We start from the raw sequence: 20153 nt of genomic DNA, 5'->3' as shown, positions 1-20153 counted from the left end.
GGCGGCCGGCATGCTCGCCCTGGTGCTCGGCCTCGTGGCGGGAGATTCCGCCGCGGCGCTGCCGCATCATCTCCACGGGGAGATCACGGTGCGGCCGGCGCATCGTTACTGGATGCACAACGGCAGCCGGATGGAGCTGGCCGTCGCAGGCTCGCAGTGGGTGTTCCGCTATGTCGACCCGCGCGGCCTGATGCGCTTGCACGGCTGGCGGACGGGCGATGAACTCTTTCGCGGCTCGGTCAACCGGGGCGGCGAGATCGCGGGCGAAATCGGTCGGGAATCGGTCACCTGCGGGCGCATCGACTATCCCGCGAGCGGGTGGGTCTCGGCGGACGGCGCGAAGGTCGTCATGACGGCGCGCGCGCCCGATCGGGCCACCGTCTCCTGCCGCGTCGAAGGCCATACCGACGAGACGCTGGTGTTCACCGCGATCGCCGGAGAATGACGGTGGGTGACGGGAGCGAGCGACATGCGGGGGCGGGCGCGGGTGCGGTCGCGTGCGATCCCGCGGTCGAGCGGATCCGCGGCGAGATGGAGCGGCGCGGCTGGTCGCAGCGGCTGCTGGCGGACCGCTCACTGGTCGGGGAGTCGACGATCTTCCGTCTGCTGCGCGGCCAATATTCTCGCAAGACGCTGGTCAAGGTCGAGGCGGTGCTCGGGCTGGAGGGACCAGCATCTCCAGGTCCGGCCCAGCCCCCGGGCGCGGCGGCAACCGTCGCGGGCGCGGGCGGCGTTGCGGCAACCAGCCTCGGCGGCTACAGCCGCGCGATCTTTTCGCACTACGAAGGCGAATACCGCTGCGTGCGCCCAACTTTCACGGGCACGCCGGAGGTGATGGTCTATCCGTTCTCGATCGCCTGGGACGAGGGCGAGCCGGGGCTGGTGTTCGTCGACCGCAATCCGGGTTATGGCCAGCGCGGGGTCGTCATGGTGCCACCGGGCTCGACGCTCGTGCATTTCGTGACACTCGATCGCGGCTCGGCGCGCCTCATCACAGCCTACCACATCTCCTTCGGCGAGACCGATATTCGCGGCGCCGTGCTCACCATCGCCAATCCGCGCGGGCGCGACCTCTATCCGGCGGCCGGCCCCCTGGTGTTGGCGCGCGTGCTCGGTGCGGACGATCCGATCGGCGGGCTCGCCGGGCGGGTTTCGCGCAATGATCCCCGGCTCGGACGGGTGCGGGCGATGCTCGATCAGATGACAATGGCCCCGGGCATGCTGATGGAGTAGCGTCGGCGGGCATCTGGGTGCCACAGACGGAGCGATCGGAGGTCCGCGATGAAGAAGCGCGTCGGCGAGCCGTTCATGGATGCGGCCCGGTTCGGGCGGGGGATCGCCAAGGGGCTCGGCGTCAACCTCCTCGTTGCCGATGTCGAGAGGGCGCTCGCCTTCCATCGCGACGTGCTGGCCTCGGCGGTCGTCTACAGTGATCCCGACTTCGCGATCCTGACCAACCAGGGGGCGATGTACATGCTCCACGCCGACCACACCTATCTGGACAATCCGGTCTCGGGGCTCGTTGCCGGGCTCGAGGGGCGCGGCGCCGGCGTCGAACTCAGGCTCTACGGGTGCGATCCCGATGACGCGGAAGCGCGGGCGCGGGCGGGCGAGCACATCGTGCTCGCGGGCAGCATGGACAAGCCGCACGGATTGCGCGAGTGCTGTCTGATCGATCCGGACGGCTATCTCTGGGTGCCAAGCGTTGCGCTCGGATGAGGCAGCCGAGGCGCTCACAGCGCGAGGCGGGCGGGCACAACCGATGCCTCCGCTTGACCCGGCCTAGGCCAGTGCTACATCCACGGCCATGAGCACCAGCACACCCGACAGCAAGGCCGCCATCGCGCCCGGCGCAACGCCGCTCGCGCGGATCCGCAATTTCTCCATCGTCGCTCACATCGACCATGGCAAGTCGACACTCGCCGACAGGCTGATCCAGGCCTGCGGCGGGCTCGAGCAGCGCGAGATGAAGGAGCAGGTGCTCGATTCGATGGACATCGAGCGCGAGCGGGGCATCACCATCAAGGCGCAGACCGTGCGCCTCGAATACACCGCCGGCGACGGGCTGACCTACGAGCTCAACCTCATCGACACACCCGGCCACGTCGACTTCGCTTACGAGGTCAACCGATCGCTCGCGGCCTGCGAGGGCTCGCTCCTGGTGGTCGACGCGAGCCAGGGTGTCGAGGCCCAGACGCTCGCCAACGTCTATCAGGCGATCGACAACAACCACGAAATCGTTCCCGTTCTCAACAAGATCGATCTGCCGGCCGCCGAGCCCGACCGGGTGCGTGAGCAGATCGAGGACGTGATCGGGCTCGACGCGTCCGAGGCTCTCGAAATCTCGGCCAAGACCGGGCTCGGCATCCCCGCCGTGCTCGAGGCGATCGTCACACGCCTGCCGGCGCCCAAGGGCGATCCGCAGGCGCCCCTCAAAGCGCTGCTGGTCGACAGCTGGTACGACGCCTACCTCGGCGTGGTGGTGCTCGTGAGGGTGATCGACGGCTTCCTCAAGAAGGGCCAGCGCATCAAGCTGATGTCGACGGGGGCGGTGCATCCGGTCGATCGGGTCGGCGTCTTTCGTCCCAAGCAGGAGATGGCGGGCAGCCTCGGGCCGGGCGAGATCGGGTTCTTCACGGCCTCGATCAAGGAGGTGGCGGACACCCGCGTCGGTGACACGGTGACCGACGACAAGCGGCCGTGCGCGACGTCGCTCGCGGGCTTCAAGCCGGCCCAGCCGGTGGTGTTCTGCGGGCTCTTTCCGGTGGACGCGGCGGACTTCGAGAACCTGCGCGATGCGATGGGCAAGCTGCGGCTCAACGATGCCTCCTTCCATTTCGAGATGGAGACGTCGGCGGCGCTCGGCTTCGGCTTTCGCTGCGGCTTCCTCGGCCTCCTCCACCTCGAGATCGTACGCGAGCGCCTCGAGCGGGAATTCGACATCGACCTCATCACGACGGCGCCGAGCGTCATCTACAAGCTCTTCATGACCGATGGCTCGATGGTCGAATTGCACAATCCGGCGGACATGCCGGACGTCGTCAAGATCGAGCGCATCGAGGAGCCGTGGATCCGCGCGACGATCCTCGTTCCGGACGAGTATCTCGGCGCGGTGCTGAAGCTCTGCGAGGACCGGCGCGGGCGCCAGATCGAGCTGACCTATGCGGGCAGCCGGGCGATGGTGGTCTACGAACTGCCGCTCAACGAGGCGGTGTTCGACTTCTACGACCGCCTCCACTCGGTATCGCGCGGCTATGCTTCGTTCGACTACCAGATCATCGGCTATGAGACCGGCAACCTCGTCAAGATGGGCATCCTCGTCAACGGCGAGCCGGTCGATGCGCTCTCGATCATCGTGCACCGCGACCGGGCGGAGGCGCGCGGGCGTGGGATGTGCGAGAAACTGAAGGATTTGATTCCCCGCCACCTCTTCAAGATCCCGATCCAGGCGGCGATCGGGGCCAAGGTGATCGCGCGCGAGACGATCGCGGCATTGCGCAAGGACGTCACCGCCAAGTGTTACGGCGGCGACATCACGCGCAAGCGCAAGCTGCTCGACAAGCAGAAGGAGGGGAAAAAGAAGATGCGCCAGTTCGGCAAGGTCGACATCCCCCAGGACGCCTTCATCTCCGCCCTCAAGATGGACGGGAATTGAGGGGGGAGTAAGCTGTGAGAAGTAGGTGAGGCCGTGACCGGATGCGACGCTAAGACGAGAATTAAGTGAGTTTGCGGATGTCGTTTCTTAGATGCATTGCAGGGAAATGGGGGCTTCCAGTAGTGGTCAAATAGCGCCACTGAAATTTGTATTTGTTCAGACTGCATTCCGTTTAAATCGACCAAAATGTTGCTCAACCCCATTGGGTTCCGTAGTGAGTTTTGGGCTCCGCTGCACATTTGTTTTAGCCGTCACCTTCCCACCCCAGCTGACCGTCGCAAAATTCGCAACCATGTAGCCTGCTATACACAAGGTCACCACCACCGATTTGACGTTCGCCGCACCAGCCGCACATGGGGGCGTCGGTGGCAATTCCAAGGCAAAGCTTGCAGACGAAATGATCGTGGTGATCCACGACGGAACCAAGACTGAGACAAGCTGCGCAATTTATTCCAACGTGCTCGAAGTAGTTATCGGAGTTAACTGGATCTGAATCTATAGTTTCTCCAAGTTCGTCATTCGACAGCTTAGTTCCACAGCCATTGCACGTTATATCGTTGATGTTGTAGTTTGTTACCCTGATGTCAAAGCTGCACGTTGGGCATTCGATAAAAAGATAATTGTGTTCCGAACCGCAGACTTCACAGATGGCAATCCCCAATTGGAGTGTTTTTGCGTTCTCCTTGGCAGCATGAAATCCGCAAAATTGGCATTCGCAGAAGGTTTGACCGTCTGATTGCTGCCCTTTGATCGCGGGTGACAAGTGTTCGAACACTTCGGCGAGATAATTTCTATTGGAGTTCATTGTTTTCTGAATCGACCAAATTTCAGTCGCTAGATCCGGAAAATGTTCTCGCCATTTTTCAAATATTTGTCTTATATAGTACCAACATTTGAACTGCTCGATGATTGCGGCATTGCGTGCTTGGTTTGGTTCGGCATCGATTTCGTGAAAAAAATGTACGATACGATTTCGATGGGCGGCCAAAGCGCGAAACGTGGTCTTTGCCAGACTCGGGATGGGTTCGCAACATATTTCGTCCAGACGCCGCATCGATTCGTCAAGGCTTACTGTTCTGCATTGTCCCTTTTTGAACTGGCTCCAATTTGCCTTGTTGCCGTCCACTATCAGTGACCAATGTTCGAGAACAAGTCGGGACTTGAGGAGCAATTCTATGCCTATCGCAAAGTGAACAATTGAGAATGATGGCGAGACACCTACTTCATCGACGGCTCGCTGCAGGAAGGAGAGCGCATTGCGGCAGAGTTGTTGGTGTATCGATTCAGCATTGGTGCTCATGATTGTGTTCCGCCGGCGTCAAGGAGTCGGATCGTTTGCTTTTCGGCTCGGCCATTTAGGTGGTGGCGGGGGCGCTGACGTCTCCCGTGTGCGGTGACCGCCTTCAGGGCGACCCCGGATCAGCGGCGCACCACTGCGTGCTGCACCGCATCCGGGGATCGTGAGGGGGTGGCGGGGGGCATATCTTTCCCACCCTGCGCCTTTCGGCCCGGCGCTCCCGTCGCCTTCGCCTTCCCGGCCCCCGCTGCTGCCCGCCCCCGCCCCTCACCGGTTCGCGAACTGCGGTTTGCGCTTTTCGACGAAGGCCTGCATGCCTTCCTTCTGGTCGTCGGTGGCAAAGAGGGAGTGGAACAGGCGGCGCTCGAAGCGCAGGCCCTCGCCGAGCGTCGTCTCGAGGGCGCGGCCGACCGCCTCCTTCGCCATCATCACGGAGGGGAGTGAAAATCCGGCGATCTTGGTGGCCGCCTTCAAGGCCTCGCCCAGCACCTCGCCATCATCGACGACGCGGGCAACGAGGCCCGAGCGCTCGGCCTCCTCGGCGTCCATCATGCGGCCGGTGAGGCAGAGGTCCATGGCCTTTGCCTTGCCGACGAGGCGCGTCAGGCGCTGCGTGCCGCCAGCCCCCGGAATGACGCCGAGGGTGATCTCGGGCTGGCCGAATTTGGCCGAGCGGCCGGCGATGATGAAGTCGCACATCATGGCGAGTTCGCAGCCGCCGCCGAGGGCGTAGCCCGAGACCGCCGCGATCACCGGCTTGCGGCACCGGGCGACCGCGTCCCAGCTCGCGATGAAGTCCTCCTTGTAGCAATCCATGTAGCTCTTGGACTGCATCTCCTTGATGTCGGCGCCAGCCGCGAAGGCCTTTTCCGAGCCGGTGATGACGATGGCGCCGATGCCGGCATCGGCCTCGAAGGCGGCGAGGGCGGCGCCCAATTCCTCGATCAGGGGCGTGCAGAGGGCATTGAGGGCCTGCGGGCGGTTGAACGTGACGAGACCGACGCGGCCGCGTTCCTCGGTGATGATGTGCTGATAGGCCATTGGGGTCTCCTCCTCGGGTGGCGATGCTCGCGGGTGGCGTGGTGGCTCCGCCAGAATGTCTCGGCGCCGGCTGCGGGCCGGTCGCGGCTAACGCTGACAGCGGCCGCAATAATAGGTCGAGCGGCCGGCCTGGACCAGTCGACGAACGGTGCCGCCGCAGCCCGGGCGCGGGCAGGGGGCGCCTTCCCGGTCGTAGACGGCGAAGGTGTGCTGGAAATAGCCGAGCGAGCCGTCGGCGTGGACATAGTCCCTGAGGGTCGAGCCGCCGGCCGCGATCGCCGCCTCGAGCACCTCGCGGATCGCCGGAACGAGGCGCTCGGCGCGCCGGCCCGGAATGGTGCGCGAAAGGCGACGCGGCGAGATCGCGGCGCGAAAGAGGGCTTCCGAGACGTAGATGTTGCCAAGTCCCGCGACGATGCGCTGGTCGAGGAGGGCGGCCTTGATCGGCGTTGCGCGGCCGGCGAGCGCGGCCCCGAGGGTCTCGGGCGAAAAGGCGTTGCCGAGCGGCTCCGGCCCGAGCGGAGCGAGGAAGCGCTGGCGGTCCATGTCGTGCTTGGAAAAGAGGTCCATCATGCCGAAGCGTCGGTGGTCGTTGAAGGTGATGCGCCAACCGTCGTCCATGTGGAAGACGACGTGATCGTGGCGCGCCTCGTGGCCGGCATTGCCGCTGGTGCCGCCCAGGCCATCGTCGAGCGGGCCGTGGTAGAGGGCGACGGTCGCGAGGCGCTCGGGCGAACCCGGCGGCTCGACCAGCATGCGCCCCGACATGCCGAGGTGGACGAGCAGCACCTCGCCCGTGTCGAGGGCGGCGAGCATGTACTTGGCACGGCGCCAGAGGCGGTCGATGCGGGCCCCCGAAAGGCGCTCGGCAAAGGCCGGGGGAAAGGGAAAGCGCAGGTCCGGCCGGCGCTGCTCGACGCGCACGAAGCGGCGCCCCACGAGACGGGGGGCGAGGGCGCGGCAGACGGTCTCGACCTCGGGCAATTCCGGCATCGCGCAGGTCTAGCGGGTGGGACGCGAAAGTAAACCGGGACGTCGTCGGCTGACGGGCGGTTGCGTTCGCCCTCACCGGTCGTTGCGCTTTGCCGGCGCGGCGCAGTCCGCTAAGGTCCGCCGCCATGAGCCAAGCACACCATTCCGACGACGAATTCTCTGCCTCCTATGGCTTTCGACGGGTCGAGCCCGAGGAGAAGCAGGGGCTCGTCAACAATGTCTTCCGGCGCGTGGCGGACCGCTACGACCTGATGAACGACCTCATGTCCGGTGGGCTGCACCGGGCCTGGAAGAACGATCTCGTCAACTGGCTGGCGCCGCCCAAGGGTGCGCGGCGGTTCGAACTGCTCGACGTGGCGGGCGGCACGGGCGACGTTGCGCTGCGCGTGGTGCGCGCGGGCGGGGCGGGTACGCGGGCAACGATCTGCGACATTTCGGGCGAGATGCTGGCGGCGGGCGCGGCGCGGCTCGCGGCGCGGCCGGAAGGTGAGCGGATCGGCTTCGTGCAGGGCAATGCCGAGGCGCTGCCCATGGCGGACGCGACGTTCGAGGGTTACACGATCGCCTTCGGCATCCGTAACGTCACCAACATCGACGCGGCGCTCCGGGAGGCTTACCGTGTGCTGAAGCCGGGCGGCCGGCTGCTTGTGCTCGAGTTCTCGCGCGTCACCGTGCCGATGCTCGATCGGCTCTACGATGCCTGGTCGTTCCACGTCATTCCACGCCTCGGGGCGGTGGCGGCGGGTGATGGCGAGCCCTACCAGTATCTCGTCGAGAGCATCCGGCGGTTTCCGGACCAGGAGCGTTTCGCCGGCATGATCCGCGAGGCGGGATTTTCGCGCGTCGCCTATCGCAATCTGACCGGCGGGATCGCGGCCATCCACTCGGGCTGGCGTCTGTGACGGGGGCGGCGGGGACAATCGCGGGGGCAAGCCCGGCAAGCGAGCGATGGACGGGGGGCGCACGATGGCCGGCTCCCTGATCGACTATCTGCGCCTTGCGCGTGCCGGTCTCACGCTCGCCCGGTACGGCGTGCGGCTGGTGCCGGCCGGCACACCAGTGCCGGTTGTACTGCGGCTCGGTCGTGTCGTCGGCCTCGTCTGGCGCATGGTCAGCTGGCCGTGGTCGCGCGATCCCAAGGGACAGTCGCCGATCGCGGCCGCCCTCACCGATCTCGGGCCGAGCTACATCAAGCTCGGACAATTCTTCGCGTCCCGGCCGGACCTCATTCCCGAGGCGCTGGTGGCCGATCTCGAGGAGCTGACCGACCGGTTGCCTGCGTTCCCCGAGCGGGTGGCTCGCGCGACCATCGGGGAGGCACTCGGGCGGCCGGTCGAGGCGCTGTTCACCCGGCTCGGTCCGCCGGTGGCGGCCGCCTCCATCGCGCAGGTCCACAAGGGCGAGGTGCCGGTGGCGCCCCGGCCGGATGCCGAAGCCGACTCGTCCACGACAAACGAGAATTCCGGGCGCGCGGTGGCGGTCAAGGTTCTGCGTCCTGGCATCGAACGGCGCTTTGCCAACGATCTGTCGAGCTTCTACACGGCGGCGCGGCTGATCGAGCGGTTCCATCCCCCGTCGCGGCGCCTTCGGCCAGTCGCCGTCGTCGACACGCTCGCCCATACGACGGCGCTCGAGATGGACCTGCGGCTCGAGGCGGCCGCGATGTCCGAAATGGCGCTGAATTCCAAGGACGATCCGGGCTTTCGCGTGCCGAAGGTGGATTGGCAGAGAACGGCCAAGCGCGTGCTGACCAGCGAATGGATCGACGGAACGCCGATCGCCGATACGCCAGCGCTCCGGGCCGCCGGTCACGATCTCGACGAACTCGGCGTCCGGCTCATCCGCATATTCCTCCAGCATGCGATGCGCGACGGCCTCTTTCACGCCGACATGCATCCGGGCAATCTCTTCGTGGATGGAAACGGCGATATCGTCGCGATCGACTTCGGGATCATGGGCCGGCTCGGACCACGTGAACGCCGGTTCCTCGCCGAAATCCTCTACGGTTTCATCTCGTCCGATTTCCGCCGCGCGGCCGAGGTGCATTTCTGGGCGGGTTACGTGCCTGCGCACCATTCGGTGGATGAATTCGCGCAGGCGCTGCGGGCGGTCGCAGAGCCGATCATGGACCGGCCGGCGGAGCAGATTTCCATGGGGCACCTCCTCGGTCAGCTCTTCGAGTACACCGAGGTTTTCGACATGCGCACGCGCCCGGAACTCATCCTCCTGCAGAAGACGATGGTGGTGGTCGAGGGCGTGGCACGCTCGCTCAACCCGCGGCTCAACATGTGGACGGCGGGTGAGCCCGTGGTCAAGGCGTGGATGGAGCGCGAACTCGGGGCGGCCGGGCGCATCGCGGAGATCCAGAGGGGAGCAGGGGAGATCGGCGGATTCCTCTCCACGGTGCCGCGGCTTCTCGGCCAGGCGGAGCGGACGGTCGAGGCGCTCGCCAGCCGGGCGGCCGAGATCGCGGTCGGCGAGGAGAGGAACGCCGCGCGCGAGCCGGCGCCGATCGGGGTCGGCGGCTGGCTGACGCGGATCGCGATCTGGATCGGCGCGGCGGCATTGACGGCGATCGCGTTCATGCTCGCAGCGCGGGGCTGACGGCCGGCCGCGGAGACGGCCGGTTCGACACTCGGCCTAGGCCTTTCGCGCGAGCGGGTGCCCGGCGGGGCGGTACATGCTGAGCATGGGCTCGTCCTCCAGGATCACCTCGATGTAGCGGCCGTAGCCGTTGAAGTCACCTGCGACCGCGCGGCCGTAGGCGCCGATGTTGCCGAACTCGATATAATCCCCCTCGCGGATCGAATTGGGCAGCATGAACGGACCCTTCATGCGATCGAGGGAATCGCAGGTCGGTCCCCAGAGTTCGAAGGCGCACGGCTGATCGCTCGCCTCGGCGCGGCGGCCGGCGAGGCGGACGGGAAACGGAAAGCCGAGGTGGGCGGCATCGAACAGCGCGCCATAGGCGCCGTCGTTGATGAAGAGCTCGTTGCCGCGGCGCGCCTCGACCCGTACGACGAGGCTCTCGGCCTCGGCGGCGAGCGCGCGGCCGGGCTCGCAGATCAGACGGCAGTCGCGGCTGACCGGCAGGGCCTCGAAACGCTGGGCGATCGCGGAGACGAAGGTTGCGAGCGGCGCAGGGCGCGGCTCGCCATAGACGGAGGGAAAGCCGCCGCCGACGTCGATCGCATCGACCACGACGCCGGCGCGAACGATGAGCTGGTGGACCCGCGCCAGGGCGTCGGTATAGGCACCCGGGGACATCGTCTGCGAGCCGACGTGGAAGGTGATGCCAAGTTCATCTGCGTGATGGCGTGCGCGCTGTAGGAGACGGACGGCGGTCTCGTCGGTGGCGCCGAATTTCCTCTCGAGTGGAACGCGGCTCTCGCCTGCCGTAACCGCGATGCGCACGAACAGTTCGAGGTCGCGGGCGCCGCCGGTCTCGGCGATGATCTTTTCGAGTTCATCCTCGGTGTCGAGCGCAAAGCAGCGTACGCCGAACTCGCGGTAGGCGCGGCGGATCGCCAGGCGCGATTTGACGGGGTTCATGAAATGCTGGCGCGCGCCGGGGATGGCGCCGACCAGTTCGACCTCGGCGAGGGAGGCGACATCGAACTGGCGGATGCCGGCGGCCGCGAATGTCGCAAGGAGGAGGGGAGAGTCGTTGGCCTTGACCGCGTAGGCGACCTCGCCCGGAAAGCAATCGAGGAACCAGCGGGCGGCGCGGTGGGCTGCGTGGGGACGAAATCCGAGGACGGGATCTTCCGGGCGGGCGGCCACGATCAACGCGTCGGCGGAGCTGAAGCTTTCCATTTCATGGGACCTCCACAGGTCGAGCCGGACCTGGCGTCTGCCTCGTCGGCAGAGATCGCGCGATGCGATCACGGAGGCGCGCATTTAGGGTGCGTCGGGGGCGATGTAAAGGGGGTGTGGTTCCGGCCGCGAAAAAACTTCGGCGCGGTCGGGCACGAGGCCCGCGCGGCAATCCGGCTTCGGCGCTGTGCTGTCGTCACCGGGCGGCTACGCGGCTACGATCCATGCCGCCCGGTGGTATCTCCGCCATATGGCAGAGGAACTCGAAATGTGATGCGCGAGGCCGAGCCCCACGGCGTCCCCCGAAACAACGCAGCTCACCGACACCGGAGTGGACACGGACGGCGGCGTCGAGGTCTACCACGATTGTCGAACCACTCATGATCAGCACAATTCAGGCTGATGTGGTGCTTCGTTCAACTGAACCCGATACGCTCATACAACACCATTCATATCACCAATGTGACGGTCCGGCGAGACGAATACTGCGGATATACGTCAGCCGTGGCCATGGCCGACGCAATTTGGCCACAACTCGGCCGGAGTGAGGACACGAATCTCGCCACAGGCTCGGCGGAACTGAAATTCAGGAGGCACGACTCCATGGGGCGGTTCAGGCGACATCTCGCGGCGGTGGTTCTCGGGGTCGGCATTTTCGGGGCGCCAGGCTTTGCTTCCGGCGAAGGGCCGGGCGTCGAGGCCGGGCTCCTCACATGTACCGGGGAAGGCGGAACCGGCTTCATCATCGGCTCGCAAAAGCAGCTCGTCTGCCGTTTCGAGCGCGGTAAGGGCCGGGTCGTCGAGTTCTACGACGCGACCATCACCAAACTCGGGATCGACATCGGCACGACCGGCGAGACCGAGATCATCTGGACGGTGTTGGCAGCCACGACGGACCTCGGTGAGGGGGCGCTCAGGGGGAACTACGTCGGAGCATCCGTCGACGCTTCGGTCGGGGTCGGGGCAGGGGTCAACGTGCTGGTCGGCGGCCTCCAGCGTTCGATCACCCTGCAGCCCTTCAGCGTGCAGGGCCAGACCGGCCTCAACGTCGCGCTCGGCGTCTCCGGACTGACGTTGCGCTGAGGCGCGAGGCGATCACGGCGTGGCCAGCGGTCTGACGGGCGAGCCCTCGCGCTGGCGCATCCGCCAATCCGGCGCAATCCAGACGGGTGCATTCGATGAGGGAAGCGTCGGCCGGCCGCGCACGAGGTCGGCGGCACGTTCGGCCAGCATGATGGTCGGCGCGTTGAGGTTGCCGTTCGTCACCGTCGGGAAGAGCGCCGAATCGATCACGCGCAAGCCATCGACACCGATCACGCGGCACTCGGGATCGACCACACTGGTCGGGTCCTGCGGCCGTCCCATGCGACAAGTACCGGTCGGGTGATAGGCGCTCTCGGCGTTGGCGCGGATCCAGGCGTCCAATTCGGCGTCCGTCGTAACGGCCGGGCCCGGCTGGATTTCCTCGCCGCGATAGCGATCGAGTGCGGGCTGGCTCATGATCTCCCGAGTGAGGCGCAGGGCGGCGCGGAAATCGACGCGGTCCTCCTCCTCCTTCAGGTAGTTGAAGAGAAGGCGTGGTTTGGCCTCGGGGTCGGTGCCGGTGATCCAGAGGCGGCCGCGGCTCTTGGGCTTGTTGGGGCCGACATGGGCCTGGAAGCCATGACCGGAAAACGGCGCCTTGCCGTCGTAGCGGATCGCGGCGGGAAGGAAATGGAACTGCACGTCGGGCCACTCGAGACCGGCGCGCGAGCGGATGAAGCCGCAGGATTCGAAATGGTTGGTTGCGCCGAGGCCGCGCTTGAAGAGCAACCATTCGACGCCGATCGCCAGCTTCGAAAGGGGGCCCAGCCGGCTGTTGAGGGTCAGCGGTTCCCTGCAACGGTACTGGAAATAAATCTCGAGATGGTCGTGGAGATTGGCGCCGACCGCATCGCTCGCATGGAGCACGTCGATCCCGGCCGCTCGCAGGACCTCGGCGGGGCCGATGCCGGAGCGCTGGAGGATCGCTGGCGAGCCGATCGAACCCGCCGATAGGATCACCTCGCGTTCGGCGCGCCAGACATACCATTTCCCGCCGACACGGGCGCGCACGCCGACAGCCCGACGGCCCTCGAAGATCACCCGATCGGCGAGGGCGTGGGTCTCGACCGTGAGGTTCGGGCGCGCCATGGCGGGGCGCAGATAGGCATTGGCCGTGGACCACCGAAGGCCCTTGCGCACGGTCATGTGCATGGGGCCGAAGCCCTCCTGGCGGTGGCCGTTGTAGTCGTCCGTCGCGCCGTAGCCCGCCTCGACACCCGCCTCGATGAAGGCGCGATAGAGGGGGTTGGCCATGCCATTGCCGTTCGACGTCGAGAGCGGGCCCTCGCCACCGCGCCAGCTGTCGCCGCCATCCTGCCAGCGCTCGGCCTTCTGAAAATAGGGGAGGCAATTGCGGTAACCCCAGCCGGTCGCGCCGAGCTGCTCCCATTCATCGAAGTCCCGGGCATGGCCGCGAACGTAAACCATGCCGTTGATGGAAGAGGAGCCGCCGAGCACCTTGCCGCGGGGGGTGTGCATGCGCCGGTTGTCGAGGAAGGGCTCGGGCTCGCTCTCGAAGAACCAGTTGTAGCGCGGCATATTCATGGGGATGGAAAGCGCCGACGGCATCTGGATGAAAATACTGCGGTCGCTGCCGCCCGCCTCGAGCAGCAGGACCTTGACGTCCGGATCCTCGGTGAGGCGCGCGGCGAGCACGGCGCCTGCCGATCCCGCGCCGACGATCACATAGTCGAATTCGGTCGCCATCACCTGCTCCCCGCGCTGTTTTCCTCTGTACCCCTTCGATGCGGGGGCGTGCCCGGGTTTCCTTGGTGTGGCAACCCGGTGTGCAGCTCAGTGTTTCCCGCCCGCCGGGGGATCGCCCCGCAAGAGCGGCGTTCGGGACGTCAATTGATCTGCAGCATGGCCCCGCAATCGGTTCACGACCGGATTACCTGCCGGGTTCAGGCTCGCGCCATGGAAACGCGCGTATTCAGCAAGAGAAATCCGGGAACGGGGGGACGGAGTCAAGCCGCCCATGGCCTCTTCACGCCGCTCGCCTGGGTGGCGGTGGCAGGCGTGCTAGCGGCGCTGCTTGCGGCCGCGTGCTCGCTGCCATGTGGTGAGGGTTGCCGGGCCGAGGAGAACGACCGTGTGTTGCCGGTCGGTGCCCCGGTGCCCGTCGGCGGCGGGCGCGCGGTGATCGGTAAGCCCTACTTCGCATACGGCAGGTGGTTCTATCCCCGCGCGGAGCCGGACTACGACACGATCGGCACCTCGGCGTGGATGGCGAGGCGCTTTCACGGCCGCAGAACCGCCAATGGGGAGATTCACGACTCGACGGCGCTGGTTGCCGCCCACCCGACGCTGCCGCTGCCGTCCTACGTGAGGGTGACGAACATCGCCAACGGGCGCGAACTCGTGCTCCGGCTCAACGACCGCGGTCCCTTCAACAACGGACGCATCCTCGACGTCTCGGAGCAGGCAGCCGAGATGCTCGGTTTCCGTAACCAGGGGCTCGCCAAGGTGCGCGTGCGCTACCTCGGACCGGCACCGCTGAACGGGGACACGAGCTATGAGGATCATTTCCTGGTGCGCCAGCCGTGGCTCACCTGCGATCGGCGCGCCGATGGCCGGGCTGTCAGATGCTGGCCCGTCGAGCGCGCCGCCGGACCGGTTCGCGTCAGCGCCGGCAACGCACCTGCCGCAAGGAGGAAATGGGCCGGCTTCTGACGTGATGGGGGCGCAGGCGCCGGGGCCGTGCGGGTGACATGGAAAGGGCCGCCACCTGCGCGGTGGCGGCCCGAATGTCGGCCCCGGGCCAGTTCCTCGGTTCAGGCGGCGCGGCGGCTCAGCAGGTTGCGTTCGACGACCGTCTCGGCAATCTGCACGGTGTTGAGCGCGGCGCCCTTGCGCAGGTTGTCGGAGACGACCCACATGGCGAGGCCGTTCTCGACCGTCGGATCCTCGCGAATGCGCGAGACGAACGTGGCGTAGTCGCCGACGCATTCGACCGGGGTCACGTAGCCGCCTGCCTCACGCTTGTCGATCACCAGGATACCGGGTGCTTGGCGGAGGATCTCGCGCGCTTCATCGGCCGTGATCGGGCTTTCGAACTCGATGTTGACCGCCTCCGAATGGCCGACGAACACCGGCACGCGGACGCACGTCGCCGTCAGCTTGATGGCGGGATCGAGAATTTTCTTGGTCTCGACGACCATCTTCCATTCCTCCTTGGTGAACCCGTCGTCGAGAAAGACGTCGATGTGCGGGATCACGTTGAAGGCGATCTGCTTGGCGAACTTGTGCGGCGAGGGCTTGTCGTTGACGAAGATGCCTTTGGTCTGCGTCCAGAGTTCGTCCATGGCCTCCTTACCGGCGCCAGATACCGACTGGTAGGTGGCGACGACGACACGCTTGATGCGGGCGTGGTCGTGCAGCGGCTTGAGGGCGACCACGAGCTGCGCCGTGGAGCAGTTCGGGTTGGCGATGATGTTGCGCTTGGTGTAGCCGGCGACCGCGTCGGCGTTCACCTCCGGCACGACGAGCGGCACATCCATGTCGTAGCGGAACGCCGACGAGTTATCGATGACGAGGCAGCCGCTCGCGGCGATGCGAGGCGCCCAGGCGCGTGAGACGTCACCACCCGCCGACATCAGCGCGAAATCACATTTCGAGAAGTCGAACGTCTCGAGGTCCTGGCATTTGAGCGTTCGGTCGCCGAAGGAGACTTCGCGGCCGACGGACCGGCGCGATGCGATGGCGTAAATCTCGGCGACCGGGAACTCCCGTTCGGCGAGGATGTTCAGCATCTCCTTGCCGACGTTGCCCGTGGCACCGACGACGGCGACGTTATAGCTCATTGCTTTGATCTCGATGGTTCGGTTGTCGCAGGGGCATTCGGAACCGAAGGTGCCGACACCCGGCGGCACCATAGTCGAAAGACCGTGCTTCGCCAATCGCATCGAAGGCTTCGGCGAGCTCGCCGCCGCATGTCCCGCTCGCTCATGCGCGCGTCCGCGAGGGGGCTGCGACGATCGGTGGCGGCGGTGCGACGATCACCGGGCGGGCATTCTCGCGCCGGGCGATCACGTGCTCGCGGTAGATCACATAGATACCGGAGGCGACGATGATGGTGATCCCGAGCCATGTCATCGGCGTCGGGAAGTCGCTGAAGAAAATGTAGCCGAGCAGCGTCGCACTGATGATCTCGAGGTACTGGAAGGGAGCAACGACGCTCGCCGGCGCGAATTTCACCGCCAGGACGACGAGAATGTGGGTCAACGTCGCGATGACGCCGAGCAGGGCGAGGAGGCCCCACGAGGACGAGGACGGCCAGGCGAAGGTGAGGGCCGCGATACCCAGGAAGGTACCGATCGCGAGGCCGATCGACATCGTCAGGAAGCCGAAGATGCCTGCCATGAACTGCATGACGAGTGGGTTGACGTTGGCGGCCATGATGCGGGTCAGGATCATGTAGAGGCTGAAGGCGAGCGCGGCGCCGAGCGGGTAGAGCACCACGAGGCCGGCCTCGTGAAATTTCGGCTGAATGACCAGGAGCGCACCGCAAAAGCCAATCAACACGGCCGCAATCCGGCGCCAGCCGATGTGCTCCTTGAGGAGGAGCGCCGAGAGCAGCGTCAGCAAGAGCGGTTCGACGAAGAAGATCGCGATGGTGTCGGCGATCGGCATGACCTGGACGCCAGCAAAAAAAGCAGCGTCGCGATCGAGATCAGCGCGCCGCGCGCGGCGTGGGCCCAGATCGGGCCGATGGCGGTGGCGGTGATCGAAGGGGCGGGCCCACCAGACCGGCGGATCGCCCAGATCGCGAGCAATGCGGAGGGGGCGAGCAGCAGCGACTGAAAGATGAACCGGCTCCAGGAGACCTGCCCGGGCGAGACGATGCCCGTCAGGAACTTGGCGATCGCGTCGATCGAGGGAATGACCAGCATCGCCAACGACATCAGTAGGATGCCGAGGACGATCCGGTTGTGGCCGGTGGGCGGGCTCGCCGTCTCGAGTTTGCGATCGCTCATCGGTCATACCTGACCGGGCTTTGCCGAGCGCGCAAGTCGCCGCTTTCGCAAGGGCCGTCGTGGGCGGCGCGAAGCCAGGCTTCATCATCGGTACGCGTCACATGACCCGACGGCCGCCCACCCGCGCAACTTGCGCAGGGGAAGGTAACCGGCCGGTTACCGCCACATCCCGCCACATCGGAATATTTCGCTGTCATCATGGCTTCAGTTTCGCCTGATCGCGAGGAGGGCGCGCTCGGCCAGCGCGGTGATGGTCAACAGCGGATTGCAGCCGAGCGAGCGCGGGATCAGGGCGCCATCGAGGACGAAGAGGCCGTCGTGCACGTTGGTATCGGCGTTGCCGGGCGCCGCATCGAAGACACGACCGAGATGGTCGACGACACCGGAGCGGACATCGGCGCCCATGCCGGCGCCACCGAGCGGGTGGGCCGTGGCAGGCGTCGAGCCGACCGTGGTCATGGCGAGAGGGCTCTTGACGTAGCGCCCGCCACCGGCCTCGACGAGGGCGGTCAGGTTGGCGTCGACGCGGTGCTGGACGGGCTCCTCGCCAACCCCCGGCCAGACGAGCGAGAGCCGATCCGATTCGAGGCGGAGTTGGCCGGCCGCGCTGTCGTGGCCGACGACGAAGTAGGTCGAAAGATGCGCGAGCGGTCCCTTGTAGACGCCCTTGAGGAGGGCGGCGGCGGCACCGAGTAGGCGTCCGCCGGGCAGGAAGAATACGGGCAGCACCGGTGCCAGCGCGCTGGGCAGGACGCCTTCCTGAATGGTCATCTCACGCTCGAGATCGCCCGGATCGCGTAGCATGATCTGGCCGGTGACGGCGGCGCCGACCGGCGTCGTGCCGGGCTTGGCGGGATGGCCGATGCCGATCGCGCCAACCGGTTCGCGGTTCGCCATGCCGAAGGCGATGATGTCACCATTGGCTGAAAAGCGTTGCCCGAGGCGGGACGAGAGGGCGAGGCCGTTCGCCGCCGAACGGAGCAGGATCTCGGTCGTGCCGAGTGATCCGGCGCCAAGGACGACGCGCTCTGCCGCGATGGCGCGCGTGCGGCGGATGGAGGTGTCGGGCCCGTCCGCCAGTTCGACGTGCACGAGCCAGCGGCCTTGCGTTCGGGTGAGGTGCGAGACTCGCGCGTGCTCGAAGAGCCGGGCACCGGCGGCCCGGGCAGCCGGCAGATAGGTCAGCGCCAGGGTGTTCTTGGCGCCGACGTTGCAGCCCGAACAGCAGTCGCCGCAGCGCGTGCAAGCGGGCTGGCGCAGGCCCGCCGGGTTCGTCGTCTCCGAAAAGCTCACCACGACCTCGGCCGGGGCCGGCGGCACGCCGAGGGCGCCTGAGGCCTCGCGCAGCGCGGCGAGCTTGCGCGTGTCGGGAGCGGCGGGGTCCGTCGCGGGTCGAAGCCAGTGGCGGGCCCGCGCATAGCCTTCATCGAGGCGATCGAGATCGCCGATCTCCACCGGCCATGCGGGGTCGGCGAAGACGCGCGGGTCCGGGCGCAGCGCGACGCCGGCATTGACCAGCGAGCCGCCGCCGAGGCCACAGCCGACGAGGACGTGCATGTCGCGGCCGAGCCGCATGTCGAACAGCGCATCGGGTCGGCCGGAGCGGCCCGAAGCGCTCGTGATCTGCAATTCGCGGCGAAGGTCCGAAAGGCCTTGTGGGAAGCTGCCCGTCGGATGCTCGCGCCCGCGCTCCAGAACGGCGACCGAGTGGCCGGCCTCGGCGTAGCGTAGCGCCGCGACGCTCGCGCCGTAGCCCGAGCCGACGATCACCACATCGTAGCGGTCGGCGAGTTCGGACGTCGGTGATGCGAGGTGCTGTTCCATGGGGCTTCCGTCTGCTCTATCGTCCTTGCGAAAGGCGACCAATCCGTCCGAGTGGGCCGGTCCTGCGCGCCGGGTCGATGCCGAGGGGCAACCAATGCAACGCAAAGAGGCCATGCAACACAACGACAATCTCGCCCTTCGGGCGGCGGCGGCGGCGGAGGCATTCGTCGAGCACAATCCAACGAGCGCTCAGTGGCACGAGCGGGCGGCCCGCGCCATGCCCGGCGGCAATACGCGCACCGTTCTGCACTACGATCCGTTTCCGCTGCGCCTCGTGGCCGGTCACGGCGCACTGCTGGAGGACGCCGACGGGCACCGCTATGCCGACTATCTCGGCGAGTATTCGGCCGGACTCTACGGTCACCGGCACCCGCTTCTCCAGGCCGCTGCCATGGAGGCGATCGCCGAGGGGCTGACGCGCGGTGGACCCAACCCGCAAGAGGTCGAGCTGTCGGAGCTGGTCGTCGCGCGCTTTCCAGCGATCGAGGCAGTGCGGTTCACCAATTCCGGGACCGAGGCGAACCTCCTGGCGATCGGGGCGGCGCGCAATTTCACCGGCCGTGATCACGTGCTCGGCGTGGCTGGCGGCTATCATGGTGGCGTTCTCTACTTCGGCGATCCGAAAAGTCCGCTCAACGCACCCTTCCCGCTCGTCCTCGGCGTCTACAACGATCTCGAGGCGACGATCGCGGCGGCGCGTGGCAAGGAGGACCGGATCGCGGCCATCATCGTCGAGCCGATGATGGGGTCGGGGGGCGGCATCGTCGCCGATCGTGCCTATCTCGCAGGCCTCCAGGCCTTCGCCGAGCGGATCGGTGCGCTGCTGATCCTCGATGAAGTGATGACCTCTCGCATGGGGCCGGGCGGGCTGCACGGCGAACTCGGCCTCACGCCCGATCTCGTGACGCTCGGCAAGTATCTCGGCGGCGGCTTTTCCTTCGGCGCTTTCGGCGGGCGGGCAGACGTGATGCGCCCGTTCGATCCGTTCGGGGCCAACCCGTTGCGCCATGCCGGTACCTTCAACAACAACGTCGCCTCGATGGCGGCCGGGCTCACGGGCCTGCGCGATGTCTTCACGCCGGAGGTCGCCCGCCGGCTCATGGCCGACGGGGAGGACCTGCGCGCGCGGCTCAACGGCATCGCCCGGGCGCGCGGGCTGCCGGCGCAGTTCACCGGGGTCGGCAGCATCATGTGCGTCCATTTCCACGACCGTGTGATCCGATCGCCGGCCGATGCGTCCGAAGGCCATCCGGATGTCCGCCGCCTCTTCCACCTCGAGATGCTCGCGCGCGGGCAGTACATGGCGCGGCGCGGATTCATGAGCCTCTCGCTCGCGCTCGAGCCGGAGCATCACGATGCCTTCGCCAGGGCCGTCGACGAGGTGCTCGCGCAGCATGGGGACGTGCTGTTCGATGGATGAATGGCGGGTCGGATCGCGATTGCGCCGTCCCCCGATGCGCCGGACCCC

Annotated in this window: 18 protein-coding genes; 9 read left to right on the top strand and 9 right to left on the bottom strand. The window is 66.6% G+C overall.

Annotated features, from left to right (window positions below; all coding sequences use genetic code 11):
• Positions 1-10: 10 nt before the first annotated feature.
• The 4 genes from GC150_16410 to lepA all read left to right on the top strand — a co-directional run bounded on the left by GC150_16410 (position 11) and on the right by lepA (position 3655).
• Positions 11-445 carry a hypothetical protein gene (locus GC150_16410; protein ID MBI1386492.1) on the top strand — a complete coding sequence of 145 codons (435 nt, stop codon included), beginning with the start codon at positions 11-13 and terminating at the stop codon, positions 443-445.
• A 2-nt stretch (positions 446-447) separates the two neighbouring features.
• Positions 448-1233 carry a hypothetical protein gene (locus tag GC150_16405; GenBank protein MBI1386491.1) on the top strand — a complete coding sequence of 262 codons (786 nt, stop codon included), beginning with the start codon at positions 448-450 and terminating at the stop codon, positions 1231-1233.
• A gap of 75 nt (positions 1234-1308) precedes the next feature.
• The gene (locus GC150_16400) at positions 1309-1719 is read left to right on the top strand and encodes a hypothetical protein (GenBank protein ID MBI1386490.1); all 411 of its coding nucleotides are present in this window, start codon (positions 1309-1311) and stop codon (positions 1717-1719) included.
• Between the two features lie 88 nt (positions 1720-1807).
• Positions 1808-3655 carry an elongation factor 4 gene (lepA, locus tag GC150_16395; protein ID MBI1386489.1) on the top strand — a complete coding sequence of 616 codons (1848 nt, stop codon included), beginning with the start codon at positions 1808-1810 and terminating at the stop codon, positions 3653-3655.
• 244 nt (positions 3656-3899) lie between these two features.
• Here lepA and GC150_16390 read toward each other — a convergent pair whose 3' ends face one another.
• The 3 genes from GC150_16390 to mutM form a co-directional block, all read right to left on the bottom strand.
• Positions 3900-4955 carry a hypothetical protein gene (locus GC150_16390; GenBank protein MBI1386488.1) on the bottom strand — a complete coding sequence of 352 codons (1056 nt, stop codon included), beginning with the start codon at positions 4953-4955 and terminating at the stop codon, positions 3900-3902.
• Between the two features lie 264 nt (positions 4956-5219).
• Positions 5220-5993 (bottom strand): enoyl-CoA hydratase, encoded by a 774-nt coding sequence (locus GC150_16385; protein MBI1386487.1) that lies wholly within the window; start codon positions 5991-5993, stop codon positions 5220-5222.
• An 87-nt stretch (positions 5994-6080) separates the two neighbouring features.
• Positions 6081-6986, bottom strand: coding sequence for a bifunctional DNA-formamidopyrimidine glycosylase/DNA-(apurinic or apyrimidinic site) lyase (gene mutM / locus GC150_16380; protein ID MBI1386486.1), 906 nt, complete (start codon positions 6984-6986; stop codon positions 6081-6083).
• A gap of 125 nt (positions 6987-7111) precedes the next feature.
• Here mutM and ubiE point away from each other — a divergent pair, with 125 nt between their 5' ends.
• Positions 7112-7888, top strand: coding sequence for a bifunctional demethylmenaquinone methyltransferase/2-methoxy-6-polyprenyl-1,4-benzoquinol methylase UbiE (ubiE, locus tag GC150_16375; GenBank protein ID MBI1386485.1), 777 nt, complete (start codon positions 7112-7114; stop codon positions 7886-7888).
• 64 nt (positions 7889-7952) lie between these two features.
• Positions 7953-9590: a 2-polyprenylphenol 6-hydroxylase gene (gene ubiB, locus GC150_16370; GenBank protein MBI1386484.1), complete on the top strand. Its 1638-nt coding sequence runs from the start codon at positions 7953-7955 to the stop codon at positions 9588-9590.
• 36 nt (positions 9591-9626) lie between these two features.
• Here the strand turns inward: ubiB and GC150_16365 are convergent, their stop codons facing one another.
• The gene (locus GC150_16365) at positions 9627-10802 is read right to left on the bottom strand and encodes a type III PLP-dependent enzyme (protein MBI1386483.1); all 1176 of its coding nucleotides are present in this window, start codon (positions 10800-10802) and stop codon (positions 9627-9629) included.
• Positions 10803-11405: 603 nt separating this feature from the next.
• Here GC150_16365 and GC150_16360 point away from each other — a divergent pair.
• On the top strand, positions 11406-11885 hold the full coding sequence (locus GC150_16360; protein MBI1386482.1) for a DUF992 domain-containing protein: 480 nt from the start codon (positions 11406-11408) through the stop codon (positions 11883-11885).
• Positions 11886-11897: 12 nt separating this feature from the next.
• On the opposite strand, the gene betA is transcribed toward GC150_16360, so the two are convergent.
• Complete coding sequence (gene betA / locus GC150_16355; protein ID MBI1386481.1) at positions 11898-13592, bottom strand: choline dehydrogenase; 1695 nt, start codon at positions 13590-13592, stop codon at positions 11898-11900.
• 210 nt (positions 13593-13802) lie between these two features.
• On the opposite strand from betA, the gene GC150_16350 reads away from it, so the two are divergent.
• Positions 13803-14558 (top strand): septal ring lytic transglycosylase RlpA family protein, encoded by a 756-nt coding sequence (locus tag GC150_16350; protein ID MBI1386480.1) that lies wholly within the window; start codon positions 13803-13805, stop codon positions 14556-14558.
• A 101-nt stretch (positions 14559-14659) separates the two neighbouring features.
• Here GC150_16350 and GC150_16345 read toward each other — a convergent pair whose 3' ends face one another.
• From GC150_16345 to GC150_16330, 4 genes are all read right to left on the bottom strand, one after another.
• Positions 14660-15688: an aspartate-semialdehyde dehydrogenase gene (locus GC150_16345; protein ID MBI1386479.1), complete on the bottom strand. Its 1029-nt coding sequence runs from the start codon at positions 15686-15688 to the stop codon at positions 14660-14662.
• A gap of 142 nt (positions 15689-15830) precedes the next feature.
• Positions 15831-16517, bottom strand: coding sequence for an EamA family transporter (locus tag GC150_16340; protein MBI1386478.1), 687 nt, complete (start codon positions 16515-16517; stop codon positions 15831-15833).
• Positions 16466-16861, bottom strand: coding sequence for a hypothetical protein (locus GC150_16335; GenBank protein ID MBI1386477.1), 396 nt, complete (start codon positions 16859-16861; stop codon positions 16466-16468). Before GC150_16335 ends, GC150_16340 begins: the two co-directional genes overlap by 52 nt.
• A 204-nt stretch (positions 16862-17065) precedes the next feature.
• On the bottom strand, positions 17066-18799 hold the full coding sequence (locus GC150_16330; GenBank protein ID MBI1386476.1) for an FAD-binding protein: 1734 nt from the start codon (positions 18797-18799) through the stop codon (positions 17066-17068).
• On the opposite strand from GC150_16330, the gene GC150_16325 reads away from it, so the two are divergent.
• Positions 18684-20105: an aminotransferase class III-fold pyridoxal phosphate-dependent enzyme gene (locus GC150_16325; protein MBI1386475.1), complete on the top strand. Its 1422-nt coding sequence runs from the start codon at positions 18684-18686 to the stop codon at positions 20103-20105. The two genes, GC150_16330 and GC150_16325, sit on opposite strands and share 116 nt — an antisense overlap.
• The last annotated feature ends 48 nt before the right edge of the window (positions 20106-20153 follow it).

It is taken from the genome of Hyphomicrobiales bacterium (assembly GCA_016125495.1).
Lineage (GTDB): Bacteria > Pseudomonadota > Alphaproteobacteria > Rhizobiales > RI-29 > RI-29.
Note: the sequence above shows the minus strand (reverse complement) of the source record. Positions and strands in the feature narration are given on the sequence as shown.